This window comes from Bradyrhizobium sp. SZCCHNS1022, from assembly GCF_032484835.1.
Classification (GTDB): Bacteria; Pseudomonadota; Alphaproteobacteria; order Rhizobiales; family Xanthobacteraceae; genus Bradyrhizobium.
Window position 1 is genome coordinate 1 of record NZ_JAUETT010000004.1, and the last position, 26131, is coordinate 26131.

Here is a 26131-nt window from a genome sequence, read left to right on the forward strand (position 1 = left end):
GTCTGCCATCCCCTGTTCGAATCACGGCGGATTCCAACACTCAAGCATAAACTTAACGCCTATGGGGAAGGCCGGGCATCGGCTGATGCCCGTGGCCCCCGTGCGTGAGAAAAGCACGGGGCAGGAACCACAGGTTCAGCCGGAGTGCTCCGGCCTTCCCTGCGCGATGGCTTACGGCTTATACGTGATCTCCTCGGCGCGCCGGGCTGTTTGGCCACCGTGTCGCGACGACGCGCAAAGCGCGTCGCGCTGGATACCAGCGTCGGGGTATCAGGACCACACGATTTCGCCGTCCGCGTTTGTGCCAGTCGTCGGCTGTCACTCACACGTCCACCGCATCCCGCACTCCACGTATCGTGACGACGCGTACGCCCCTCTTCGATGAGGCGGGATGCGCGAGATCATCGTCGTGATTTGCCCGACGCGGCAAGCCCGGCGCGCTGCGACACGTTAACGCGACGGGCAGTCACACAAGGGATCACAGTACGTCGGGGGGCACTTGGGGTGGGCTGCTAGCCGAAGCCAAACAAACAACAGATGTCGTCCCGGCGAACGCCGGGACCCATACCGCGGAATCTCTTTTAGGCCCGCGTGGCTGAGATGAAGCGCTGCAACATCGCACGGTGAGTATGGGTCTCGGCTCAAGGCCGGCACGACAGCGGAGATCTTATCGGCTTCTGTTCACTTCACGCCCGACTCGCGCTCGTGCCGGACGATGCCTCGCGTTGCGGGAAGTTCGTTTGACTAGGACGGGGGTTGATCACATAGCACGGTGCCTCATCGCCGTCATTGCGAGGAGCGGAGCGACGAAGCAATCCAGAATCTTGCCTGCAGGGCTGGATTGCTTCGCTTCGCTCGCAATGACGGATGCTGCAAGCGAACAAATTTGCGCAAGGCGACCTAACGGTACGTCGCGACGATGTCGCTGACGGCGCGCTCGAGCTGTTGGGCCGTGGCACATTGGCGCACGACGTTGCAGAAGGTTTGGTAGCGCGGCATCTCGGAATCGCCCCAGCCCCAGGTCATGCGCCCTTCCGGATTGAGCCAGACCACGCGCTTGGCGCGTTCGGCGATGCGCTTCAAGATGTCGGCGCGCGGATCGAGATTGTTGCTGCGGGCGTCACCAAGCACGATCACCGTGGTCTGCGGCGTCACCGAGGCCATGAACGCCTTCTCGAAATCGGCGAGCGAGGTGCCATAGTCGGAAGAGCCGAAGCCGACCTTGCTCATGATCTCGGCCATCGCTTCCTCGGCCGGCTTGCCATTGAGGATTTCGCTGACCTCGATCAGGTGGCCGGAGAAGGCGAAAGAGCGCACGTCGCTCACCACCTCATGGAGGCTGTGGATCAGCAGCAGGAAGAAGTCGGAGACGCGGGCCACTGAACCCGACACGTCGCAGAGCGCGACGATCTTGGGCTTGTCGCGATGGCGGCGTTTCCAGGCGGTGAGGAACGGAACGCCGCCCCAGGCCGCATTACGGCGGAGCGTTCGGCGCACGTCGAGATGGCCGCGGCGTTGCCGCTTGCGCGGCTTCGAATAGCGCTCGCGCAGGCGACGCGCGATCTGCCGGATCAGGGCCCGCATCTCCGCGATCTGGCGCGGTTCGATCCGGGACAGCGGCGCATTGCGCAGCACGTCATGCCGCAGGTTCTCCGCTTCCTCACGGCCGTAAAGCGCGAGCGCCTGCGCCACCGTCTCTCGCACGGTCTCGCGCAGGGCTTCGGTCGCGTCCTGCAGCCGCTCGGCTAGCGCCGGATTCTGCTCAGCGAGGGCGTCCAGATCATCGCGCAGCCGCTGGATCCCCATCAGGTCGAGCATGCGGCTGGAGAACAGGCCGCGCTGGGTGAAGTAGCGAATCCCGGACAGGCCGGCCGCGGCCGAGGCGTTGGCGAACGCCGCCGACATTTCGGCGCGGTCTTGCGACAGCAGCATCTGGGCCAACGATCCCAGGGCCTGGCTTGTTGCCTCGTCAGCGCCTGCTGAAGGCTGCGGGATTGCATCTAGGCTCTTGTCGTTCGCTTGACCCTGGCTCTCCGGCTGCGATGGCTGAGGCTCGGCAAAGAACAGATCGAAACAGGCGCCGAGCGCCTTCTTCTCGTCCTCGCTCTTGGCGAGCGTCAGCAGCAGGCAGTCGCGTAGCACCGCGCGATCGGCAAGGCCGACGCTCGCGACAGCCCGCATCGCATCGATGCTCTCGGCGGGCGAGACGTGCACGCCGGCGCCGCGCGCGGCGCGAAAGAAGCGATGCAGGTTCTCCTGCATCGGATTTTAGAACGCGTGCTGGCGCTGGGCCTTGGCGACGAAGTTCGTCACCTGCGGCAGCGCCACCTCGATGTCGGACTCGTATTTCAGCAGCACGTTGAGCGTGTCCTTCACCATCTCGTGGCCGAGTTCGGCGGCCTGCAGCAGCACCAGCACCCGCGCCCAGTCGATGGCCTCGCTGACCGACGGCTGCTTCTTCAGGTCCAGCGTCCGGATGTCGTGGATGAAGGCGACGAGCTGGCGGCGCAATGTCTGCGAAATGCCCGGCACGCGGCTCTCGACGATGCGTTCCTCGAGCCTCTGTTCGGGGAAACCGATATGCAGATGCAGGCAGCGCCGCTTCAAGGCGTCGCCGAGATTGCGTTCGCTGTTCGAGGTCAGGATCACGGTCGGCGGCGCGGCCGCGGCGACGGTGCCGAGCTCGGGGATGGTGACCTGGAAGTCGGAGAGGATTTCGAGCAGCAGCGATTCGAACTCGGCGTCGGACTTGTCGATCTCGTCGATCAGCAGCACGCAGCCTTCAGGCTGCAGCAGGGCCTGCAACAGCGGCCGCGGCTCGACGAATTCCTTGGAAAAGAACACATCGCCGAAGCTATGCAGCTGCTCGAGCGCAGCAGGCAGGGTTTGCGCGCCGCCCAGCACCTCGCCGAGCTTGTCCTTCAGGATCTGGGTGTAGAGCAGCTGCTTGGCGTATTTCCACTCGTAGAGCGCCTTGGCCTCGTCCAGGCCCTCATAGCATTGCAGCCGGATCATCTTCAGGCCACGCCAGGCGGCGATCGCCTTGGCCAGCTCGGTCTTGCCGACGCCGGCGGGGCCCTCGACCAGGATCGGCTTCTCGATGGCCTGGCTGAGGTAGACGGCGGTCGCGATCTGGCGGCTGGCGATATAGCCCTGGGCGGCGAGGCCGGATTCGACGGCTTCGATCGAGGCGACGGCGTGGGAGGCGGGCCGGGGATCAGCCAGGGAATTAACCAATGAATGCGCTCCGATCTTACGGGCGAAGCGGCGATCTCTGCGTTTCCGGCCCATGGAATTGCCGACCGCAAGCCGTGGTATTAATGCCCTGGCATGACCGGTCTTTGTGTTATCTCCTGGCTACGCGCCTCGGGCTGGAATGTCCAGCGCACGCGGGGCGCGGGTGCCGGATGTCGCATCACGCCGAGTGGAACATCACGTCGAGTGGAATATGAAACGATCCATCCTGCCTCTCATCGTCCTGTTGGTCCTCGTGGTCGGGGGAGGGTGGATCATCGGCGCGTCCAACCTGCCGGGCCCCTGGTACGGCTCGTTGGACAAGCCGCCGTTCACGCCGCCGAACCGGTTGTTTCCGGTCGCCTGGACCGTGCTCTATGTGCTGATCGCGATCGCAGGCTGGCGGACCTACGAGCGGGTCGGCAGCGGCGTCGTCATGCAGGTCTGGTGGGCGCAGCTGCTCCTCAACTTCGCCTGGTCGCCGATCTTCTTCACCGCGCATCTGATGTGGGTGGCGCTCGGCGTGATCGTGGCGATGTTCGCGCTGATCGTCGCGTTCATCGTGATGTCGTGGCGGGAGGATCGGATTGCGGCGCTGTTGTTCGTGCCCTACGCCCTGTGGGTGGCCTTTGCGTCGGTGCTGAACGCGTCGCTGAACGTGATGAATTTGAGATGAGGGACAATCTGCAGCCGCGATGCGTAGGGTGGGCAAAGGCGCGCAGCGCCGTGCCCACCGGCTTTCGGAATGCAGAACGACCGTGGGCACGCTTCGCTTTGCCCACCCTACGAACTCAAAACCCGCTGTCGTCCCAGCGAACGCCGGGACCCATACTGCTGATAGTCAATGGCTGGAAAAGGCTCGGGGTCGTCCTTCTTAGTCGACAACGGGCGCCGGGGGCTATGGGTCCCCGCTTTCGCGGGGACGACAGTTCGGGGCGTCGCTCGCAGCTGTGCGAGATCACGCCTGATGTCCGGGCCTCACGCCCATGAACCTCAGGCAGCTCGAATATTTCGTGCAGGTTGCCGAGCTCGGCTCGTTCAGCAAGGCGGCTTCCGTGCTCGAGGTGGCGCAGCCGGCGCTGTCGCGGCAGGTGCGGGCGTTGGAGTCCGAATTGAAGCAGCAGCTGTTCGCGCGCAACGGCCGCGGCGTCGCGCTGACCGAGGCGGGCAAGCGGCTGTTCGATCACAGTGTCGCGGTGCTGCAACTGGTCTCGCATGCCCGTGAGGATCTCGGCGCCAGCCGCGATGCGCCGGTCGGGCGGGTGACGATCGGGCTGCCGCCGAGCATCGCCCGGCAACTGACGCTGCCCTTGATCGATCGCTTCAAGCGCGAATTTCCGGCGGCGCGCCTTGCGGTGGTCGAGGGGCTGTCGACCCACATCGTCGAGTGGGTGACGACCGGCCGGATCGATGTCGGCATGGTCTATAATCCGGAGGCGCAGCCGGGCATCGAGATCACGCCGGTGCTGCAGGAGGCGCTCGCGCTGGTCAGCCACGCGCCGAAGGGCAAGCGCCGCGTCAGCGCGCCGCTGCCGATGAAGGAGCTGTCGCGCTATCCGCTGATCGTGCCGGAGCGGGTGCATGCGATGCGCCGGCTGCTGGAGACGCAGGCCGCACTCGCCGGCGTCAAGCTCGACATCGCCTGGGAGGTGTCGAGCGTGCCTTCGATCATCGATCTCGTCTGCGCCGGCTACGGCCATGCGGTGCTGACGCCGAGCGGGGTCGCCGCGTCCGGCCGGGCCGGCGAACTCGCGATCCGGCCGCTGACCGATCCGACGCCGACCAGCGTGCTCTGCCTGGTCACCTCCGCGCACAAGCGCCCGACGCCGCTCGCCCAGAGCACCATGAAGCTCGCCTCGGCGCTGATCCGCAAGCTGCCGCGGTAGCCGCCGGATCTGGCTCGGCTTGGAAGGTGCCACCCGCCCCTGGAGGGCAGGGCGGTTGCATATGGCGTCAAGCAGAGGAGGGGCCTCATGGTTCGAGACGCGTGGCTTTGCCGGCCTTGCCTTGGATTGGAGCCATTCCAATTCCAGCATGGCTTGTGGAAATATTATACCATTTTGGAATATCTGATATAGGCGCCCGGCGCTGGCGCCGGCTTCCGCGCTGCGTCACATACCCCGGTAATCACACATCCGGGCGGAGCCGCCGCGACCTGCGCTCGCCGGATCGAAGAAATTTTTCGAAATCAATCCCAAGGAAGCGCACGACGATGCCTGCGACCAGCCGAGTCGATGTTCAAACCTTTCTCGACGAGCACCCGTTCTCGCCGTTCCAGTGGCTGATCTTCGGCCTGTGCTTCGTGATCGTGCTGCTGGACGGTTTCGACACCGCGGCGATCGGCTTCATCGCCCCGTCGCTGCTCAAGGAGTGGGGCGTCGAGAAGTCGGCGCTCGGCCCGGTGCTCAGCGCCGCGCTGTTCGGACTCGCCGCCGGCGCGCTGTTCTCGGGGCCGCTCGCCGACCGTCTCGGCCGCAAGGTCGTCCTGGTCGGCTCGGTGCTCGTGTTCAGCATCGCCTGCCTCGCCTCCGCCTTTGCGACCAATCTGACCGAGCTCACCGTCCTGCGTTGCGTCACCGGCATCGGCCTTGGCGCCGCGATGCCCAACGCGGTGACGCTGCTGAGCGAATATTGTCCGCAGCGGCTGCGCGCCACCATGACCAACCTGATGTTCTGCGGCTTTCCGCTCGGCGCCGCCTTCGGCGGCTTCCTCGCGGCCTGGATGATCCCGCAATGGGGCTGGCGCAGCGTGCTGCTGCTCGGCGGCGTCACGCCGCTGATCCTGACCGTGGGGCTGGTCGTGATCCTGCCGGAATCGGTCCACTATCTGTTGTCGCGCGGCGCCTCCGTCGAGCGCGTCCGCAACGTGATGCGGAAGATCTCGGAGGCGGCATCAAAGGTCAGCCAGTTCGTGATGCTGGAGCCGGAGCATGCCGAGGTGACCAAGCGGGTCAATGCCAGCGGCATCGGCATGGTGTTGTCGCCGGTGCTGCGCGCGGGCTCGCTGATGCTGTGGATCGCCTATTTCATGGGGCTCGTGATCTTCTACGCGCTGATCAACTGGATGCCGATCCTGTTCAAGGATGCCGGCCTCAATCCGCAGACCGCGACCCTGATCTCGGCGCTGTTCCCGCTCGGCGGGGTCGGCGCGGTGTTCTTCGGCTGGCTGATGGACCGCTTCAACGCCAATCTCATCATCGCCGTGGGCTATGCCCTGACCGCGGTCTCGATCTTCTTCATCGGCCAGGCAGCGGGCCAGGTTGGCCTGCTGATGGCCGCGGTGTTCCTGGCCGGCGTGCTGATGAATACGGCGCAGTCCTCGATGCCGGCGCTGGCGGCGGCGTTCTATCCGACGCAAGGGCGCGCCACCGGCGTGTCCTGGATGCTCGGCATCGGCCGGTTCGGCGGCATCGCCGGTTCCTTCCTGGTCGCCGAGATGACGGCGCGGCAGCTCTCCTTCAGCCAGATTTTCGCGGTGATGGCCATTCCCGGCGCCATCGCGGCGGTCGCGCTTGTGGTAAAGCAGTTCGTGGGACCGGGACGGTCGAGCGACAAGGGGATCGGCGCTGCGGTCGCAGCCCATTGAAACGGCGCGCCTGCCACGCGTTAAAAGGTTAGGGAGAGACTGACGTGATCATCGACGTGCACGGCCATTACACCACGGCTCCGAAGGCGCTGGAGGAGTGGCGCAACCGGCAGATCGCGGGCATCAAGGACCCGTCCGTTGCGCCTAAGGTCAGCGAGCTCAAGATCAGCGACGACGAGCTGCGCGAGAGCATCGAGGCCAACCAGCTGAAGAAGATGAAGGAGCGCGGCAGCGATCTCACCATCTTCTCGCCGCGGGCGAGCTTCATGGCGCATCATATCGGCGACTTCCAGGTGTCCTCGACCTGGGCCGCGATCTGCAACGAGCTGTGCTATCGCGTCAGCAAGCTGTTCCCGGACAATTTCATCGGCGCGGCGATGCTGCCGCAATCGCCGGGCGTGGATCCCAAGACCTGCATTCCCGAGCTGGAGAAGTGCATCAAGGAGTACGGCTTCGTCGGCATCAACCTGAACCCCGATCCCTCGGGCGGGCATTGGACCTCGCCGCCGCTGTCGGACCGGCACTGGTATCCGATCTATGAGAAGATGGTCGAATTGGACATCCCCGCGATGATCCATGTCTCGACCAGCTGCAACGCCTGCTTCCACACCACCGGCGCGCATTACCTGAACGCCGACACCACCGCGTTCATGCAGTGCCTGACGTCGGACCTGTTCAAGGACTTCCCGACCTTGAAGTTCCTGATTCCGCATGGTGGCGGCGCGGTGCCGTATCACTGGGGCCGCTTCCGCGGCCTCGCCCAGGAGCTGAAGAAGCCGCTGCTGAAGGATCACCTGCTCAACAACATCTTCTTCGACACCTGCGTCTATCATCAGCCCGGCATCGACCTGCTCACGGGCGTGATCCCGGTCGACAACATCCTGTTCGCCTCGGAGATGATCGGGGCGGTCAGGGGCATCGATCCCGAGACCGGCTTCTATTACGACGACACCAAGCGCTATATCGAGGGCGCGAAGCTCACGGCCGAGCAGCGCCACCAGATCTACGAAGGCAATGCGCGGCGGGTGTTCCCGCGGCTCGACGCCGCGTTGAAGGCCAAAGGCAAGTAAGTTAGGGACCGCGGATATGAGCACTCCCATGAACAATCTCGGCATCGTCAAGAAGACCATCACCCGCGCCGACAAGGCGGCGGTGGAGAAGCTGTCGCAGTTCGGCGTCGCCACCATCCACGAGGCGATGGGCCGCGTCGGCCTGATGCAATGCTACATGCGGCCGATCTATCCCACCGCCAAGATGTGCGGCACGGCGGTGACCGTGCTGCTGCAGCCCGGCGACAATTGGATGCTGCATGTGGCGGCCGAGCAGATCCAGCCCGGCGACGTCGTGGTCGCGGCCTGCACGGTCGAGAACACCGACGGCTTCTTCGGCGATCTCTTGGCGACCAGCTTCCGCGCCCGCGGCGCCAAGGGCCTCGTGATCGACGGCGGCGTGCGTGACGTGGCAGATCTCACCGAGATGCAGTTCCCGGTGTTCTCGCGGGCGATCTCGGCGCGCGGCACCGTCAAGGCGACGCTCGGTTCGGTCAACATCCCGGTGGTCTGCGCCGGCGTCGCGGTCAATCCTGGCGACGTGATCGTCGCTGATGTCGACGGCATCGTGGTGGTGCCGGCCGCGGTGGCGCATCAGGCGGCGGATGCCGCCGCTGCGCGCGAGGCCAACGAGGCCGACAAGCGCGAGAAGCTCGCCTCCGGCGTGCTCGGGCTCGACATGTACAAGATGCGCGAGCCGCTGGCGAAGGCGGGACTCAAATATATCGATTGAGCACCATGACCAGCGCCTCCAACCCGAGTCCTTCAAACCGATGGCATGTGGGGATCGTCGGTTACGGCGAGGTCGGCAAGATCCTCGCCGAGGACCTGCGCAAGGACGGCGTGCGCGTCTCGGCCTATGACGTCAAGCTGCGCGACGAGCGCGGGAATGCCATGCGCGAGCACGCCGCGCGCATCGGTGTGACGCTGGCGGCCTCGCACGCCGAGCTGGCGGCGCAAGCCGATTTCATCGTCTCGGCGGTGACCGCGAGCCAGGCGGTGCCGGTGGCGCAGGCTTGCGCCGATACGGTGAAGCAGGGGGCCTGGTTCCTCGACTTCAACTCGGCCTCGCCCGGCGCCAAGCAGCGCGCGGCCGTGCTGATCGACGGCTCCGGCGGGCGTTATGTCGAGGGTGCGGTGATGACCTCGGTGCCGCCCTATCGTATCAAGGTGCCGCTGCTGCTCGGCGGCCCCGGCGCGCGCGAGCTGGCACCGCTGCTCAACGATCTCGGCTTCGCCGCCAAGCCCGCTAGCGACAAGCTCGGGGTTGCCTCGGCCACCAAGATGTGCCGCAGCATCATGATCAAGGGATTGGAAGCCATGGTCATCGAAAGCTTCACCACCGCACGCGCCTACGGCGTCGAGGATGCGGTGCTGGCCTCGCTCCAGGAGACGTTTCCCGGCATCGACTGGGAGAAGCAGGGCGCCTATTTCTTCCAGCGCGTGATCGAGCACGGCCGCCGTCGTGCCGAGGAGGTGAGGGAGGTCGCGGAGACCGTGCGCGAGGCCGGGCTGACGCCGTGGTCGGCGCAGGGCACCGCCGAGCGTCAGGCCTGGGTCGCCGATCTCGCCGACGAAGGCCTGTTCGGCGAACGCGGCACGAAAGAGTTCGCCCGCAGCCCCGACTGGCGTACCGAGGCCGACCGCATTCTCACAGACATCAAGTCCAAGGAGTAATGGACGTTATGGAGTTTCAGAAAACCCCGGGTTGGCTGGACTGGTACCAAGGTCCGTCGAAGCCGCATTTTAAGGTGCCGGCAGGCGCGGTCGATGCACATTGCCACGTGTTCGGCCCCGGCGCGGAATTTCCCTATGCGCCCGAGCGCAAATATACGCCGTGCGATGCTTCCAAGCATCAGCTCTACGCGTTGCGCGACCACCTCGGCTTCGAGCGTAACGTCGTGGTGCAGGCGACCTGCCACGGCGCCGACAACCGCGCCATGGTCGATGCGCTCGTGCATGCCAACGGCAAGGCGCGCGGCGTCGCCACGGTCAAGCGCAGCGTCACCGACGACGAGCTGAAGGCGATGCACGAGGCCGGCGTGCGCGGCGTCCGCTTCAACTTCGTCAAGCGGCTGGTCGATTTCACGCCCAAGGACGAGCTCAATGAGATCGCCGGGCGCATCAGTAAGCTCGGCTGGCATGTCGTGATCTATTTCGAGGCGGTCGATCTGCCGGAGCTGTGGGACTTCTTCACCGCGCTGCCGACCACCGTCGTGGTCGACCACATGGGACGCCCTGACGTCACCAAGCCGGTCGATGGTCCGGAGTTCGAGCTGTTCGTGAAATTCATGCGCGAGCACCAGAATGTCTGGTCCAAGGTGAGCTGCCCGGAGCGGCTGTCGGTGAAGGGACCGCCGGCGCTGGACGGCGAACAGAACGCCTATCGCGACGTGGTGCCGTTCGCGAAACGCATCGTCGAGACCTTCCCGGATCGCGTGTTGTGGGGCACCGACTGGCCGCATCCGAATTTGAAGGGTCACATGCCCGACGATGGCCTGCTGGTCGATTTCATTCCGCATATCGCGGTGACGCCGGAGCTGCAGAAGAAGCTCCTGGTCGACAACCCGATGCGGCTCTATTGGCCCGAAGAATCCTAGCGCGAAGAATCCTAACGAGGAGACGATCGATGTCGCTCGACAAACCCTATACCGACGTTCCCGGCACGACCATCTTCGACGCCGACATGTCGCGGATGGGCTATCACCTCAATCAGTTCTGCATGTCCTTGATGAAGGCGGACAACCGCGCCCGCTTCAAGGCCAATGAGCGCGCCTATCTCGACGAATGGCCGATGACGGAAGAGCAGAAGCAGGCGGTGCTGGATCGCGATCTCAACCGCTGCATTGCGCTCGGCGGCAACATCTACTTCCTTGCCAAGATCGGCGCCACCGACGGCAAGAGCTTCCAGCAGATGGCCGGCAGCATGACCGGCATGACCGAAGACCAATACCGCGACATGATGGTGAAGGGCGGTCGCTCGATCGAAGGCAATCGCTACACCAAGGAGAAGAAGTGATGGCCCATATCTCGGCTAGCGTCTACACCTCGCACGTGCCGGCGATCGGCGCAGCGCTCGACCTCGGCAAGACCGGCGAGGACTATTGGAAGCCGGTGTTCCAGGGCTACGACTTCACCAAGCAATGGGAGAAGGAGCAGAAGCCGGACGTCGTGTTCCTGGTCTTCAACGATCACGCCACCGCCTTCAGCCTGGAGATGATCCCGACCTTCGCGATCGGCACCGCCGCGGAATACCAGCCGGCCGACGAGGGCTGGGGTCCGCGTCCGGTGCCGAAGGTGATGGGCCATCCGAAGCTCGCGGCGCACATCGCGCAGTCGGTGATCCAGGACGATTTCGATCTCACCATCGTCAACAAGATGGATGTCGATCACGGCCTCACCGTGCCGCTCAGTCTGGTGTTCGGGCAGGTCGATGCCTGGCCGTGCCCGGTGATCCCGTTCGCCGTCAATGTCGTGCAATATCCGGTGCCGTCGGGGCGCCGCTGCTTCATGCTCGGCAAGGCGATCCGCAAGGCGATCGAGACCTATGACGAGCCGCTCAACGTGCAGATCTGGGGCACCGGCGGCATGAGCCATCAGCTGCAGGGCCCGCGCGCCGGCCTGATCAACCGTGAATGGGACAACAAGTTCCTGGACCGGCTGATCAGCGATCCCGAGGGGCTCTCGAAGGTGCCGCACATCGAATATGTTCGCGAGGCCGGCAGCGAGGGCATCGAGCTCGTGATGTGGCTGATCGCGCGCGGCGCCATGAGCGATGTCAGCGACACCAACAAGGGCAAGGCGCCGACCGTGCGCCACCGTTTCTATCATGTGCCGGCGAGCAACACCGCTGTCGGCCATCTGATCCTGGAGAACAACTGATATGGCCAAGACGATCAAGGTCGCGCTGGCCGGCGCCGGTGCGTTCGGCATCAAGCACCTCGACGGCATCAAGAACATCGCCGATGTCGAGGTGGTCTCCCTGGTCGGTCGCCGGTTCGACCAGACCAAGGAAGTCGCCGACAAATACGGCATCAAGCATGTCGCGACCGAACTGGCCGACAGCCTGAAGCTGCCGGAGGTCGACGCCGTGATCCTCTGCACGCCGACCCAGATGCATGCGGCGCAGGCGATCGAATGCATGAAGGCCGGCAAGCATGTGCAGGTCGAAATTCCGCTGGCGGACTCGCTGAAGGACGCCCAGGCGGTGGTCGAGTTGCAGAAGAAGTCCGGGCTGGTCGCGATGTGCGGGCACACCCGGCGCTTCAACCCCAGCCATCAATGGGTGCACAAGAAGATCAAGGCCGGCGAATTCCACATCCAGCAGATGGATGTGCAGACCTACTTCTTCCGCCGCACCAACATGAACGCGCTCGGCCAGCCGCGCAGCTGGACCGATCATCTGCTCTGGCATCATGCCGCGCACACGGTCGATCTGTTCGCCTATCAGGCGGGGGCGCCGATCGTGAAGGCCAATGCGGTGCAGGGGCCGATCAACCCGACGCTCGGCATTGCCATGGACATGTCGATCCAGCTCAAGGCCGCCAACGGCGCGATCTGCACGCTGTCGCTGTCCTTCAACAATGACGGCCCGCTCGGCACCTTCTTCCGCTACATCGGCGACACCGGCACCTACATTGCCCGCTACGATGATCTCGTGAACGGCAAGGAGGAGAAGATCGACGTTTCCAAGGTCGATGTCTCCATGAACGGCATCGAGCTGCAGGACCGCGAGTTCTTCGCCGCCATCCGCGAAGGCCGCGAGCCGAACGCGAGCGTGGCCCAGGTGCTGCCGTGCTATCAGGTGCTGCACGATCTCGACGAGCAGCTCGCGCAGGGCTGAGCTGTCAATGGCATGAGGTCATCGCGCTGTTCCGGCGCTGGAAGTGCGCTCCCTCCCCCCTTGCGGGGGGAGGGTTGGGGAGGGAGGTACCGCAGGCATCGCTGGTTGTGGCTCACCCCCACCCCCCCTCCCCGCAAGGGGGAGGGGAGAAGAACGGACTCGCTGCGACGGTGATGATCCTCAGACCATCCTGGTATGTAACTACGTAGGGTGGGCAAAGCGTAAGCGTGCCCACCATTTTTCGTGATGACGCGAGACAGCAGGCGCGCGCCGCTGACAGCCGCACCTTCGTCCATTTTACGCCATCTGTCGCTTCGACCCGGGCGGTTCCGGCTGCGCCGACAACAACAAGATCGGACGATGTGGAGGAAGTGAATGCGAATCGCCTCGGCGGTGTTGACCGTCTTGACGCTTGTGTCCGCTCCGATCGTGAGGGCGGAGCCAATGAAAGTCACCCTGCTCGGTACGGGCACTCCGACCCCGCGAGCGAGCAGTTTCAGTGCGGCGACGTTGATCGAGGCTGGTCCCGAAAAGCTGTTGTTCGATTTCGGCCGCGGTTCAACGATCAGGCTCTTTCAGAAGCGCGTCCCTCTGGGGGCTATTACCGCGCACTTCATCACGCACCTGCACTCCGATCACGTGGTCGGCCTCCCGGACATGTGGCTGAGCGGTTGGATCGGCACCCCCTGGGCCTCGCGCAAATCTCCCATGATCGTTTTCGGCCCCAAGGGGACCGTGGCGATGACCGAGAACCTGACCAAAGCTTTCGCCGAGGACATCCGGATTCGGGAGGATGACGAGCATCTTCCTCCGGAGGGCGTCGCCTTCGCGGCCAAGGATATCGAGCCGGGACTGGTCTACGACAAGAACGGCGTCAGGGTAACGGCGATCGAGGTCAACCACGGAGAGAAGATCAAGCCCTCGTTCGGCTATGTGGTCGAGTACGATGGCAAAAAGGTCGTTCTTTCCGGGGACACCAAATATGATGAGCGGGTCGCGAATGCCGCAAAGGGCGCCGACCTCCTCATTCATGAGGTGGCCGTGATCGAGCCGGAACTGTCGAAGAGCTATCCGTCCTATCGCGACATCGAGGCTCACCACTCTTCACCGGAGGAGGCCGGCAAGATATTCTCGATGGCCGGCCCGAAGCTTGCGATTTACTCGCACATCGTGTTCGCAACCTTGAAGCCGGTGCAGGACGTCCCCGAGGACATGCTGATCGCCCGCACCCGAACGACGTATCGCGGCCCGCTCATTATCGGCCACGATCTTGATTCGTTTACGATCGACGATGCCGTGCACGCTTTCGGTCCCAAGGACCAGCCGATCGAGCCGCTGCTCGCGGACAAGTAGCCGGACTATGCGAGCAGGACGCACAGACATCGTGGGGTCGCGAAGCATAGGCGTGCTACCGCAATGTCGGGTCGTTGCGAGGAGTCAACGGGTCCGCGCAAAGCGCGGCTGACGGCGGCTCTGCAACAAAGCAATCTAGACTTCCTCTGGGGCTCTGGATTGCTTCGCTGCGCTCGCAATGACGGACTAAAATTAGTTGCGTATCTTGCTCGGTAAGCTGCGCGTGACAGCCGCTTCGCGCTCAGCGCCCGCTCCGCGCCAGGCGCCGATCGAACGCCTGCCGTGCCGTCTCGACCTCCGGCAGCTTGGCGATGGTCCAGGCATAGAGCGCGCGAAACGGCGGCTGCAGGGTGCGCCCGAGCGGCGTGATCTCGTACTGGACTGCCACAGGCGAGTCCGCGATCACTTGGCGCGACACCAGGCCGTTGCGCTCCAGCCGGCGCAGGCATTGGGTGAGCGCCTTCTGGGTGACGCCCTCGAGTTGCTTCTTGATGGCGTTGAACCGCAACGGTCCCGCATCGAGCACCGCCAGCACCATCATCGACCATTTGTCGGCGATCTGGTCGATCAGCACGCGGCTCGGACACTCCGACGAGAAGTGCTGCGGCTTGCAGTTCAGCATCATGCGTGGTGTCCTCGCGTATACCTGAGCGACTTGGAGTGCCTTATTGACAGAAGGTTTACGAAGTATACTTGGTTCGCTCCGTTTTCAATGGAGCTCTTTCGAATGTCCGACCTCGATACCAGCGTTCTGTTTCGGCCCTTTCGTCTGAAAACGCTGGAGCTGAAGAACCGCATCGTCATGGCGCCGATGACGCGCAACGCGGCGCCGAACGGGATCCCGGGCGACGCCAATGTCGCCTATTACCGCCGTCGCGCCGAGGGCGAAGTCGGGCTGATCCTCTCCGAAGGCACCGTGGTCGATCGTCCGGCCTCCAGGAATGAGCCGGGCATCCCCTTCTTCCATGGCGAGGCGGCTCTCGCGGGCTGGCAGCGCGTCGCTGCCGCCGTTCATGCTGCGGGCGGCCGCATGGGTCCGCAGATCTGGCACACCGGCTCGACCAAGGGCATGAGCGGCTGGCAGCCGGACGCGCCGGTGGAAAGCCCATCCGGACTGTTCGCGCCGGACAAGCCGCGCGGCCAGGCGATGACCGAACAGGACATCGCCGACACCGTTGCGGCCTTCGCGAAGGCCGCCGCTGATGCCAAGCGCGTCGGGTTCGATACGGTCGAGATTCACGGCGCGCACGGCTATCTGATCGACGAGTTCTTCTGGTCCGGCACCAACAAGCGCGAGGACCGCTATGGTGGCGCGACGATCAAGGAGCGGTCGCGCTTTGCCGGTGAGGTCGTGGCCGCCATTCGTGCCGCCGTCGGCCCCGATTTTCCGATCATCCTGCGCGTCAGTCAGTGGAAGCAGCAGGACTATGCCGCGCGCCTCGCTGAGACGCCGGAGCGTATGGCGGACTGGCTGCAGCCGTTGGTCGATGCGGGCGTCGATATCCTGCACTGCTCGCAGCGCCGCTTCTGGGAGCCGGAGTTTCCGGAGATCGATGGCGAGAAGGGCCTGAACTTCGCCGGCTGGGCCAAGAAGATCACGGGGGCCGCCACCATCAGCGTCGGCTCGGTCGGCCTCTCCGGCGACTTCTTCGGCGCCTTCGCGGGTAAGCCGTCCACGACCGCCGATCTCGACAATCTGCTCGAGCGGATGGCGCGCAACGAGTTCGATCTCATCGCGGTCGGCCGCGCCCTGATCAGCGATGCCGGATGGGTCGCCAAGATCAAGTCCGGCGACAAGGCGGACCTCAAGGGGTTCGATGCGGCGGATCTGAGGGAGCTGGCCTGAACGGCAAGTCTGGGTGGTGGGCCAGTTCGGCCCGCCCCCTTCGTTCAATCGCGATTGGTCGCGCTGCGGCCAACGCTCGGGGGTGCAAGCGGACCGCGGAGATGGAGTTCGCTGGGGCTCACCCGCCTTTCACCACCTTCTCGCGAAAGCTCCGCGGTGAAAGTCCCGTCGCGCCGGCAAACACCCGGCTGAAATAGGCGGGGTCGTTGAAGCCGAGTTCATACGCGATCGTCGACACCGAGAGGTTGGTGTAGACCAGATTGCGCCGCGCCTCGCGCACGATGCGCTCCTGGATCAGCTCGGAGGCGGCATGTCCGGTTGCCGCCTTCGTCAGCCGGCTGAGATGGGTGGCCGTGATCGAAAGCGCTTTGGCGTAATCTGCCACCGACCAGTGATCGAGAAAGTGCCGCTCCAAGAGAGTCTCGAAGCGCCTGAACAGGTCCGTGCTTCCCGCGCTGTGCGTGGTGCTCTCATCGGCCAGCTCACGTGCAACGAGCCCGAGGAGCGCTGCCGACAGCGCGCGCAACATGTGCGCGCGTGCGAAATGCCGCGCGCTATATTCTTTGTAGATCTGGCGCATCAGGTCGCGCATCTGCGTTGAGGCCCGGATCACGGTGGAGTCCGCAAGCGCACGTCGCAGGCCTTCCGCCGGGGTCAGCGCCTCGTCGAGCATCTCCACCGCAATGGTCAGCACAAAGCCCTGCATGCCCGGCGTGAAGGAGAAGCCGTGGACGTGGCCGCTCGGAACATTGACGGCCCGCATCGCCTTCAATGGATGGGCGCGGCCGTCCAACGTGGCCTGCCCATTGCCTTTCTCGACCAAGAGGATTTGATGCAGCCGCGCATGCCGGTGGGGGGCGAACTCCCATTCATGCAGCTGCGAACGTGCGGCAATGGTTTCGCAATGCACAACGTCCGGCAGGTCGCCGGCTTCGCCGAACAGGTTATAGGTGCGGATCGAGGCCGGATGGGGCAGCCGACGGGTCATGTTCGATTTGTACAAGACAAAGCGAGTTTGATCCATTCAATCCAGCGAAAAACTGGATCAATTTGTCCAAGAGCAAACAACAGCAGCAGGAGGAGACAATGAAGGTCCAGGTGTGCATCATCGGCGGCGGGCCGTCCGGCCTCATGCTGTCGCAGCTTCTGCATCTGCAGGGCATCGACACCATCGTCCTCGAGAAATCCAGCCGCGAGCACGTGCTGTCGCGCATTCGCGCCGGCGTGCTCGAGCACGGCTTTGCCAAGCTGATGCGCGAGGCGCAATGCGGCGAGCGGATGGACCGGGAGGGCGAGATCCATCACGGCTTCTTCATCGCTCACGACGGGATGCTCGACCGCGTCGACCTGCACAAATATTCGGGCGGCAATTCGGTGATGGTGTATGGCCAGACCGAGCTGACCCGCGATCTCTATGAGGCGCGCGACCGGCTCGGCGGCAAGGTTGTGCACAATGCCGCCGACGTGACGCCGCATGACATCGCCTCCGACCACCCCTACGTGACCTATCGCGTCGGCGACGAGACCATTCGGGTCGACTGCGATTACATCATCGGCGCCGACGGGTTCCATGGCGTCAGCCGCAAGTCGATCCCGAAGGACAAGCTGACCGAATATGAGCGGGTCTATCCGTTCGGGTGGCTCGGCGTGCTGTCCCGCACCAAGCCGGTGTCGCCGGAGTTGATCTATGCCAAGCATGAGCGCGGCTTCGCGCTGTGCTCGCTGCGCTCCCAGGTGCTGAGCCGCTACTACATTCAGGTGCCGCTCTCCGACACGGTCGAAGGCTGGAGCGACGATGCGTTCTGGGAGGAGCTGAAGCGCCGCCTGCCGCCGGAAGTGGCCGCAAAGCTGATCACCGGGCCGTCGATCGAGAAGAGCATCGCGCCGTTGCGCAGCTTCGTCGCCGAGCCGATGCGCTATGGCCGCCTCTTCCTGGCCGGCGATGCCGCCCATATCGTGCCGCCCACCGGTGCGCGCGGTTTGAACTCGGCCGCCTCCGACATCTACTACCTCTATCACGCGCTGGTCGATCACTACAAAAAGGGCGACGACAAGGGCATCGACGGCTATTCTCAGCGGGCCCTAGCGCGGATCTGGAAGGCGCAACGCTTCTCCTGGTGGATGACGATGCTGTTGCATCGCTTCCCCGACCGTCTGCCCTACGACGACAAGCTGCAGGACACCGACGTCGCCTATCTCTTCTCCTCGGAAGCGGCGCAACGATCGCTGGCGGAGAATTATGTCGGTCTGCCGTTCTGAGTTTGTGCTTCGAACGCTAAATCTCTAAATTGCTGATGCTGGCCTCATGGTTCGAGAGGCGTCGCGAATGCGACGCCCCTCGCCATGAGGTTTGGCATGTCGACGAAGTCCCATCCTGAGAAGCCCGCCGAACGTGGGTCGTCCCAAGGATGGGCAAGATATCACTGCCACTGCGAGCCAGTGACAAATGCCCGACGATCGATCGGACAAACAGGGGAAGGAAACGAGATGATACGGATGAGCGCGCCGCGCGCATGCGGCGCAGCATTGATGCTGTCTGTGGCGGTCTCACCGGTGAAGGCCGATGGTTTCGTCGGCGATGCGGCTGCGACCTGCAGCGGGCTTGCTGCTCCGGCACAGGGATCTGTGCATATCGACTCCGCGTCCATGCAAGCGCCGTCGACGTTGTCGGTGGCAGAGAAGGCCGGCTCGCCTGCGGCGCGCATCTCTCCAGCCAATCCCGCCTTCTGCAAGGTGCTCGGTCACATTGCCCCGCGCGACGCCAATGCGCCGCCAATCAAGTTCGAGGTCAATCTGCCTGCCGATTGGAACGGGCGCTCGCTGCAATATGGCGGCGGCGGCTTCAACGGGGTGCTGATCTCGGGCCTTGGCCTGCCGCCTGCCTATCCGTTTGACAAGTCCTCCCCACTGGCGCGAGGCTTTGTCACCTACGGCACCGATTCCGGTCACGAGGCCAAGCCGGGTGAGCCGCCGCAGACCTTTGCGCTCAACGACGAAGCCTTCGAGAATTTCGCGCACGCCGCCTACAAGAAGGTGCGGGACGCTGCCGTCGATCTAATGCAGCGGGCCTACGGCAAGCGGCCTACCAAGATGTACTTCATGGGCTCCTCGGAAGGCGGCCGCGAGGCGCTGACCATGGCGCAGCGTTATCCCGACGATTTCGACGGCATCTTCGCGCGCGTGCCCGTGATCAACTGGGTCGGCCTGCAACATGCGGGAACGCGCAGCGGCCTGGTGACCATGGGGGAGGGCTGGATCAACCCGGCTCAGGTGAAGCTCGTTGCCGCAGCCGTGCTGAAGGCCTGCGACAAGGCGGACGGCGCGGAAGACGGACTGGTCGCGAACGCGGTGGCCTGCAAGGCAAGCTTCAAGCCCGAGACCCTGCGCTGCGCCGTGGGGCAGAGCGGAGACCAATGCCTCAACGACGCGCAGATCAAGGCCATCGACACGCTGCATGACGTCTACCAGTTTCCGTTCGCGCTCGCCAATGGTCTCGACGACTATCCCGGCTGGGGCGTTTCGGGCGAGGGCACACCGCCTGCGGCCTCGGCCGGCGGTTGGATGGCGTGGTGGCTCGGGACGGCGGCACCGACGCAGCCACCGACCCCGGCGAACGGCATCGCCTGGATCTTCGGCGCCGGCGGCATGCAATATGTCTTCGCCCGCGATCCTAAGCTGGATGTGACCACCTACAGACCGGAGGATCACAAGGCGCGGCTGCTCGAAGTCTCCAGCCTGATGGACTCCACCAATCCAGATATCAGTGCCTTCCGCGCGCATGGCGGCAAGCTCATCATGCTCGAGCACATGGCGGATTATGCGCAGAGCCCTTACGCCGGCATCCGCTATTTCGAGAGCGTGGAACGAAAGCTGGGAAAGGCCGAGACCGCGGAGTTCGCCCGACTCTATACCGCGCCGGGCGTCGATCATGTCGGCAGCGGTGCGCCGGCCAATGTCGACATGCTGAGCGTGCTGGTCGATTGGGTCGAGAACGGCAAGGCGCCGGATAACCTCGAAGTGGTCGAACAGAAGATCGAGGCGCCGGCCTTTGCCACCACGCGCGGCCTGCCGCTATGCCGCTGGCCGGCGTGGCCGCACTACACGTCCGGTCCGACCGAAGCGGCGAGCAGCTTTAGCTGCGCGCCCTAAACGGGCCGCAACCAAAGCAATCAAGAGCGATCGATTGAAAGGCGCGGTGGGGCTCCCACCGCGCCTTTTCCTTTGGTCGCTGCTCGGCGGCTGCGTTCGCGCGAACCTCAAAAATGAGTTGCGTACCTCAAATTTCTGGATAAGGTCATCAACCAGAGGGAGAGGCATGAACGCGCCGCTGACATTGCGGGACATTGCGCGGCAGGCAGGGGTCAGCTTGGCCACCGTCGATCGCGTGCTGCACAACCGACCGGGGGTCCGGCCCGACACGGTGCGACGGGTGCGCGACGCCATGGAACGCAGCGCGTTCCACCCCCATGCTGCGGCTTCCGAACTCGCACGGGCCCGCGCCCGGCGCTTTGCCCTCGTGATGCCGTCCGGCGCCAACCTCTTCATGCAGCAGATTTTGTCGCATCTCGGCGAGATGACCGGCTGGGTGGCGGCGCGGCGCTTGACCATCGATACCGTCCTGACCGACGTGTTCGATCCCGCGGTGCTGGCCGCAAAGCTCGAGAGCCTGATCGGGCAGGTCGACGGCGTCGCCCTGGTCGCGCTCGACCATCCGAGTGTGCGCGCGGCGGTCAACGATCTGGTCGATTCCGGCGTCAAGGTGGTGACGCTGGTGTCGGACGTGCCGTCGTCGCGGCGGCATCATTATGTCGGGATCGACAACATCGCCGCGGGCCGCACCGCCGGTGCGCTGGTCGGCCGCTTCATCGGCGGACGCAAGGGCCGCGTCGCCATCGTCGCGGGATCGCAGGGGCTGCGCGACCATGCCGAGCGCATCTTCGGCTTCAGCCAAGTCATGGCATCGGAATTTTTGCAACTCGAAGTATTGCCGGTCGTTGAGGGGCATGATGACGATGACCGCTCAGAACGCATCACGACGAGGCTGCTGAAGGAGTATCCCGATATGATCGGCCTGTACAATGTCGGGGCCGGCACGCCGGGCGTGGCAAAGGCGCTGGCCGATTCCGGGCGAGCCGGCGAGGTGGTGTTCGTCGGCCATGACGTCACCATCGTGACGCGGCGGCTGCTGTTAAACGGCGTGATGGACGCCGCGATCTCGCAAAACCCCGGCCATGAGGCGCGGTCGGCGTTGCGCGTGCTGCTCGCGCTGGCGCGCGGCGAACCGATCTTGAGCGAACAGGAGAAGATCCGCATCGACATCGTGATGCGGGACAATCTGCCGTGAACCGTTGAGGCCCGCGGCCACTTCGGTCGCGCCAAGCGGGGCAGGGCAGGCGAGAAAAAGGCAGGCGAGAAAGTCGAGGCAAGGCGACAGAGATCGCCGGTGACGAACGGATGGCGTGGGAGGAGTTGCGTGTATCTCGGATTGGACGTCGGCACATCCGGCGTGAAAGCCGTGCTGGAGGACGAGACGGGCGCGCTGGTCGCCACCGCCTCGCGGCCGCTTGCGCTGTCACATCCGAAGCCGCTGTGGTCCGAGCAGAATCCGGAAAGCTGGGTCGATGCCGCAATCGGTGCTGTCGACGATCTCGTGCGCGCGCATCCGCGCGAGACGGCAGCGGTGCGCGGCATCGGATTGTCCGGACAGATGCACGGGGCGACGTTGCTTGGCGCCGATGGTCATCCGCTGCGGCCGGCCATTCTCTGGAATGATGGCCGCTCACACGCCGAATGCGCCGAGCTCGAGCGGCGCTGTCCCGAGCTGCACGCTATCGCCGGCAATCTCGCAATGCCCGGCTTCACCGCGCCCAAGCTGTTGTGGGTCGCGCATCACGAGCCGGAGGTCTTTGCAAGAGTAGCGAAGGTGCTGCTGCCGAAGGCCTATGTGCGCTATCGCTTGAGCGGTGAAATGGTCGAGGACATGTCGGACGCGGCCGGCACGCTGTGGCTCGATGTCGGTCATCGCCGCTGGTCGGAAACGCTTCTCGCCGCGACCGGCCTCGATCTCAGTCATATGCCGCGGCTGGTCGAAGGCAACGAGCCCTGCGCGGTGCTTTCTCCTGATCTGGCGCGGCGCTGGGGCATGAGCTCTGGCGTGGTCATCGCCGGCGGCGCCGGGGACAACGCGGCGAGCGCGATCGGCCTCGGCGCGATCGCGCCCGGTGATGCGTTCCTCTCGCTCGGGACTTCGGGCGTGCTGTTCCGTGTCACCGATCGCTTCGCTCCGGCACCGGCTTTGGCGGTACATGCTTTCTGCCACGCGCTCGCCGGGCTCTGGCACCAGATGGGCGTGATGCTGTCGGCCGCGGCGTCGCTGGGCTGGCTCGCGCGTATTCTGGATAGCTCCGAGGCCGATCTTCTGGCGCCGCTCGGCGACGCCGTCACGCGGCCGAGCCAAGTACAGTTCCTGCCCTATCTCGATGGCGAGCGGACCCCGCACAATGACGCGACTGCCGCAGGTGCCTTCGTCGGCCTGCGTAGCGCGGCCGGACGAAACGAGCTGGTGCAGGCGGTGCTCGAAGGCGTTGCCTTTGCGGCGCGCGACATGCTGGTGGCGCTCGGCGACGGCGGACGGCCGATCACGGAGCTGGATTTCGTCGGCGGCGGCTCGCGCTCGCCGCTGTGGGCGCAGATCGCCGCCGATGTGCTCGGCGTGGTCGTGCACCGGGTCGAGGAGGGCGAGGTCGGCGCCGCGGTGGGCGCTGCGCGGCTCGGCCGCCTCGCTGCAACCGGCGCTGATCCCGCCGAGGTCTGCCGACGACCCCTGCGGCTGGCAAGCTACGTCCCGCGCGCGCCGCTCGTTGCCGCCTATGACGACGCCTATGCGCAATGGCGCAAGCTTTATCCTGCCTTGAAGGAGTGTGCCTCGTGAACATCTCTGCTCCATTCTTTCAGACCGGCACGACGGTCTCCTATGGCGGCGCGGATGCGCGCAGTCCGCTGGCGTTCCGCTGGTACGACAAGGACCGTCTGGTCGGCGGCAAGCGCTTGGAAGACCAGCTGCGCTTTGCCGTCTGCTACTGGCACTCGTTCTGCTGGCCGGGCAGCGATCCGTTCGGCGGCGAAACATTCCTGCGACCCTGGCAGCATGGCGATGACGCGATGGCGATGGCGCGCGCCAAGGCCGATGTCGCCTTCGAGCTCTTCCGCCTGCTCGACGTGCCGTTCTTCACATTCCACGATGTCGATGCGGCGCCGGAAGGGGCGACGCTCAAGGAGTCCGTGGTAAACCTGAACGCGATCGCCGATCTGTTCGAGCAGAAGATGGCGTCCGCCAAGGTGCGGCTGCTGTGGGGCACCGCCAACCTGTTCTCGCATCGCCGCTACATGGCGGGCGCCGCGACCAATCCGGATCCGGAGGTGTTCACCTATGCCGCCGGCCAGGTGCGTGCAGCCCTCGAAGTCACGCACCGGCTCGGCGGACAGAACTACGTGTTGTGGGGCGGCCGCGAGGGCTATGAGACGCTGCTCAACACCGACATCAGGCGCGAGCTCGACCAGCTCGGCCGCTTCGTCTCGCTGGTCGTCGAGCACAAGCACAAGGTCGGATTCAAGGGGCCGATCCTGATCGAGCCGAAGCCGAAGGAGCCGACCAAGCATCAATACGATTTCGACGTCGCGACCTGCTACGGCTTCCTGGAACGTTACGATCTGCTCGACGACGTCAAGCTCAACATCGAGCAGAACCACGCCATCCTCGCCGGCCACTCGTTCCAGCACGAGATCGCGCTGGCGCAGGCGCTGGGCGTGTTCGGCTCGATCGACATCAACCGCGGCGACGACCTGTTGGGCTGGGACACGGACCAGTTCGCGATGAACGTTCCCGAACTTGCGCTTGCGTTCCACGAGATCATCAAAGGCGGCGGCTTCACCACCGGCGGGCTCAATTTCGACGCCAAGATCAGGCGGCAATCGATCGACCCCGATGACCTGATCCACGCCCATGTCGGCTCGATGGATGCCTGCGCGCGCGCGTTCCTGGCGGCTGCCGATATGCTCGATGCCGGCGCGCTGACCGCCCCGCTCGCTGAGCGTTACGCCGGTTGGCAGAGCGAGGAGGGGTGCGCCATTCTCACCGGCCAGCGCTCGCTCGCCGATCTGGCCGATCGCGCTGTTGGCTCCGGCCTTGATCCGAAGCCGCGCTCGGGCCGGCAGGAATATCTGGAAGGTGTGGTGAACCGTTACGTCTGACGACCAGAACGACAGCCGAACGTCTGCAATAGACAAACAAAACAACAAATAATCCATGGGAGGACCGCCATGAACACGGCGGCGACCGGACAACCGGTTCTGGAGCTGAAGGGAATCGGCAAGCAGTTCGGCGCGATCCGCGCGCTGCAGGGCGTCGATCTCGACGTCCGTCCCGGCGAAGTCGTCGGACTGATGGGCGATAACGGCGCCGGCAAGTCGACCCTGGTGCGGATCATCGCCGGCAATTTTCCACCGAGCCACGGCGATATCCACTTCGACGGCAAGCGCGTGCATTTCTACCGGCCGGTGGATTCGCGCAGCGTCGGCATCGAGGTCGTCTATCAGGACCTCGCACTCGCCGACAATCTCACCGCCGCCGCGAACGTCTTTCTCGGCCGCGAGCTGAAGCGCAAATTCGGCCCGCTCGCGCTGCTCGACCACAAGGCGATGGAGGCGCGCGCGCTGGAGCTGTTTCGCGAACTGCGCTCGGAGACGCGGCCGCATGATCTCGTCAAGGACATGTCGGGCGGCCAGCGCCAGGCGGTGGCGATCGCGCGCACCCGCCTGTCGAATGCCAAGCTCGTCATGATGGACGAGCCGACCGCGGCGATCTCGGTACGGCAGGTCGAGCAGGTGCTGAGCCTGATCCACCGGCTGAAGGAGCAGGGCATCGCCGTGATGCTGATCTCGCACCGCATGCCCGACATCTTCGCGGTGTGCGACCGCGTCGTTGTGATGCGCCGCGGCGAGAAGAGGGCCGACAAGCCGATCGCCGACACCAGTCCCGAAGAAATCACCGCGCTGATCACCGGCGCCAAGGAGGCTGCGTGATGTCCGTGCCATCAGATGCCCAGATCTCCTTCACCAATATCGGTCCCGTCAGGTGGTGGCACCGCGGCCTGTTCGCCTCGCAGACCGCCTATGTCACCCTGGCGCTGCTGATCCTCATCGTGGTGATGAATTTCGCCAGCCCGTATTTCTTCACCGAGGGCAATCTGCAGAACGTCGCCAAGAACTTCTCGTTCATCGCGATCGCGACCCTCGGCATCACCTTCGTCATCATTACCGGCGGCATCGACCTCTCGGTCGGTTCGATGATGTGCTTTGCCGCGATGATCACCTCGATGGTGATGACGGCGCTGTCCACTCCGGGCGAGCCGCTCGCGTCGTGGTTCGTGCATCTCGCCGCCGACGGCAAGACGGTGGTCGCCAATGTGCCGGGGCTGATCCTGCTGATCTCGGTATTGTGCGGGCTTGCGGTGTCGCTGATCGTCGGCCTCATCAACGGCGTCTGCATCGCGATCCTCGGCCTGTCGCCGTTCGTCACCACGCTCGGCATGCTCTCGATCGTGCGCGGACTGGGATACGTGATCTCGAACGGCAAGGGCAGCTTCCCGGGCGGCCCGGACGCGGACTATTTCTACGCGCTCACCCAAGGCGACGTGTACGGCCTGCCGATCCCCTTCATCTATCTCATGGTGCTCGCAGCGCTGATGGGGCTGGTGCTGCACCACACGAGCTTCGGTCGCCACGTATTTGCGATCGGCGGCAATGAGAAGGCGGCTGAGCTCACCGGCGTCGCGGTGCGGCGGGTCAAGATCGAGGTCTATGTGATCGGCGCGCTGGCGGCCGGGCTGCAGGGCATCATCATCTCCGGCTGGCTGGGCTCGGCGCCGGCGAACATGGCAACCTCCTACGAGCTCAACGTGATCGCCGCCGCCGTCATCGGCGGCGCCAATCTCGCCGGCGGCATCGGCGGGCCGCTCGGCGCTATCGTCGGCTGCGTACTGCTCGAAGTGATCCGCAACGGGCTCGTGCTCGCGCAGGTCAGCTCGTACTGGCAGCAGGCCTTGGTCGGCGTGATCATCATCGCTGCGGTGCTGGTCGATCGCCTGCGCTCGCGGCTGCTGTGACCCCAATACTGGCCGGGATGTGAATGTCAGTCTATCCGCGCCCGGCCAGACAATCAC

The 26131-nt window shown here is 64.8% G+C and carries 23 protein-coding genes; 19 read left to right on the plus strand and 4 right to left on the minus strand.

What is annotated here, in order from left to right:
• Nucleotides 1-900: 900 nt before the first annotated feature.
• Both QX071_RS22935 and QX071_RS22940 read right to left on the minus strand, forming a co-directional pair.
• A complete protein-coding gene (locus tag QX071_RS22935; protein WP_315707093.1) occupies nt 901-2262 on the minus strand; it encodes a vWA domain-containing protein in 1362 nt (453 codons plus the stop codon).
• A gap of 6 nt (nt 2263-2268) precedes the next feature.
• Entirely contained in the window at nt 2269-3237 is a 969-nt protein-coding gene (locus QX071_RS22940; RefSeq protein WP_409977534.1) for an AAA family ATPase, read from the minus strand.
• Nucleotides 3238-3490: 253 nt separating this feature from the next.
• On the opposite strand from QX071_RS22940, the gene QX071_RS22945 reads away from it, so the two are divergent.
• From QX071_RS22945 to QX071_RS22995, 11 genes are all read left to right on the plus strand, one after another.
• Nucleotides 3491-3910 (plus strand): TspO/MBR family protein, encoded by a 420-nt coding sequence (locus QX071_RS22945; protein WP_315707102.1) that lies wholly within the window; start codon nt 3491-3493, stop codon nt 3908-3910.
• Between the two features lie 310 nt (nt 3911-4220).
• Nucleotides 4221-5120 (plus strand): LysR substrate-binding domain-containing protein, encoded by a 900-nt coding sequence (locus QX071_RS22950; protein WP_315707092.1) that lies wholly within the window; start codon nt 4221-4223, stop codon nt 5118-5120.
• A gap of 326 nt (nt 5121-5446) precedes the next feature.
• Nucleotides 5447-6820: an MFS transporter gene (locus QX071_RS22955; protein ID WP_315707091.1), complete on the plus strand. Its 1374-nt coding sequence runs from the start codon at nt 5447-5449 to the stop codon at nt 6818-6820.
• A 44-nt stretch (nt 6821-6864) separates the two neighbouring features.
• Complete coding sequence (locus tag QX071_RS22960; RefSeq protein WP_315707090.1) at nt 6865-7890, plus strand: amidohydrolase family protein; 1026 nt, start codon at nt 6865-6867, stop codon at nt 7888-7890.
• A 16-nt stretch (nt 7891-7906) separates the two neighbouring features.
• On the plus strand, nt 7907-8602 hold the full coding sequence (ligK, locus tag QX071_RS22965; RefSeq protein ID WP_315707089.1) for a 4-carboxy-4-hydroxy-2-oxoadipate aldolase/oxaloacetate decarboxylase: 696 nt from the start codon (nt 7907-7909) through the stop codon (nt 8600-8602).
• 5 nt (nt 8603-8607) lie between these two features.
• Entirely contained in the window at nt 8608-9546 is a 939-nt protein-coding gene (locus QX071_RS22970) for a DUF1932 domain-containing protein (protein ID WP_315707088.1), read from the plus strand.
• 8 nt (nt 9547-9554) lie between these two features.
• On the plus strand, nt 9555-10469 hold the full coding sequence (locus QX071_RS22975; protein ID WP_315707087.1) for an amidohydrolase family protein: 915 nt from the start codon (nt 9555-9557) through the stop codon (nt 10467-10469).
• Nucleotides 10470-10498: 29 nt separating this feature from the next.
• Nucleotides 10499-10888, plus strand: a complete 390-nt coding sequence (gene ligA / locus QX071_RS22980) for a protocatechuate 4,5-dioxygenase subunit alpha (protein WP_315707086.1) — start codon at nt 10499-10501, stop codon at nt 10886-10888.
• On the plus strand, nt 10888-11751 hold the full coding sequence (locus QX071_RS22985; protein WP_315707085.1) for a class III extradiol dioxygenase subunit beta: 864 nt from the start codon (nt 10888-10890) through the stop codon (nt 11749-11751). The genes ligA and QX071_RS22985 overlap by 1 nt, the downstream gene beginning before the upstream one ends.
• A gap of 1 nt (nt 11752) precedes the next feature.
• Nucleotides 11753-12712: a Gfo/Idh/MocA family oxidoreductase gene (locus tag QX071_RS22990; RefSeq protein ID WP_315707084.1), complete on the plus strand. Its 960-nt coding sequence runs from the start codon at nt 11753-11755 to the stop codon at nt 12710-12712.
• 444 nt (nt 12713-13156) lie between these two features.
• Nucleotides 13157-14065, plus strand: a complete 909-nt coding sequence (locus QX071_RS22995; RefSeq protein ID WP_315707083.1) for an MBL fold metallo-hydrolase — start codon at nt 13157-13159, stop codon at nt 14063-14065.
• Nucleotides 14066-14306: 241 nt separating this feature from the next.
• Here QX071_RS22995 and QX071_RS23000 read toward each other — a convergent pair whose 3' ends face one another.
• Complete coding sequence (locus QX071_RS23000; protein WP_315707101.1) at nt 14307-14687, minus strand: helix-turn-helix domain-containing protein; 381 nt, start codon at nt 14685-14687, stop codon at nt 14307-14309.
• A 105-nt stretch (nt 14688-14792) separates the two neighbouring features.
• Between QX071_RS23000 and QX071_RS23005 the strand changes: the two genes are divergently transcribed.
• Nucleotides 14793-15911 (plus strand): NADH:flavin oxidoreductase, encoded by a 1119-nt coding sequence (locus QX071_RS23005; RefSeq protein WP_315707082.1) that lies wholly within the window; start codon nt 14793-14795, stop codon nt 15909-15911.
• Nucleotides 15912-16029: 118 nt separating this feature from the next.
• On the opposite strand, the gene QX071_RS23010 is transcribed toward QX071_RS23005, so the two are convergent.
• On the minus strand, nt 16030-16935 hold the full coding sequence (locus QX071_RS23010; RefSeq protein ID WP_315707081.1) for a helix-turn-helix domain-containing protein: 906 nt from the start codon (nt 16933-16935) through the stop codon (nt 16030-16032).
• A 62-nt stretch (nt 16936-16997) separates the two neighbouring features.
• On the opposite strand from QX071_RS23010, the gene pobA reads away from it, so the two are divergent.
• From pobA to QX071_RS23045, 7 genes are all read left to right on the plus strand, one after another.
• On the plus strand, nt 16998-18170 hold the full coding sequence (gene pobA / locus QX071_RS23015) for a 4-hydroxybenzoate 3-monooxygenase (RefSeq protein ID WP_315707080.1): 1173 nt from the start codon (nt 16998-17000) through the stop codon (nt 18168-18170).
• 270 nt (nt 18171-18440) lie between these two features.
• Nucleotides 18441-20060 carry a tannase/feruloyl esterase family alpha/beta hydrolase gene (locus QX071_RS23020; protein WP_409977540.1) on the plus strand — a complete coding sequence of 540 codons (1620 nt, stop codon included), beginning with the start codon at nt 18441-18443 and terminating at the stop codon, nt 20058-20060.
• 166 nt (nt 20061-20226) lie between these two features.
• Nucleotides 20227-21255, plus strand: coding sequence for a LacI family DNA-binding transcriptional regulator (locus tag QX071_RS23025; RefSeq protein WP_315707079.1), 1029 nt, complete (start codon nt 20227-20229; stop codon nt 21253-21255).
• Between the two features lie 129 nt (nt 21256-21384).
• Nucleotides 21385-22842 (plus strand): xylulokinase, encoded by a 1458-nt coding sequence (xylB, locus tag QX071_RS23030; RefSeq protein ID WP_315707078.1) that lies wholly within the window; start codon nt 21385-21387, stop codon nt 22840-22842.
• Nucleotides 22839-24161 carry a xylose isomerase gene (xylA, locus tag QX071_RS23035; RefSeq protein WP_315707077.1) on the plus strand — a complete coding sequence of 441 codons (1323 nt, stop codon included), beginning with the start codon at nt 22839-22841 and terminating at the stop codon, nt 24159-24161. The genes xylB and xylA overlap by 4 nt, the downstream gene beginning before the upstream one ends.
• 69 nt (nt 24162-24230) lie before the next feature.
• On the plus strand, nt 24231-24992 hold the full coding sequence (locus tag QX071_RS23040) for an ATP-binding cassette domain-containing protein (RefSeq protein WP_315707076.1): 762 nt from the start codon (nt 24231-24233) through the stop codon (nt 24990-24992).
• Nucleotides 24992-26074 carry an ABC transporter permease gene (locus tag QX071_RS23045; protein WP_315707075.1) on the plus strand — a complete coding sequence of 361 codons (1083 nt, stop codon included), beginning with the start codon at nt 24992-24994 and terminating at the stop codon, nt 26072-26074. Before QX071_RS23040 ends, QX071_RS23045 begins: the two co-directional genes overlap by 1 nt.
• Nucleotides 26075-26131 lie beyond the last annotated feature (57 nt).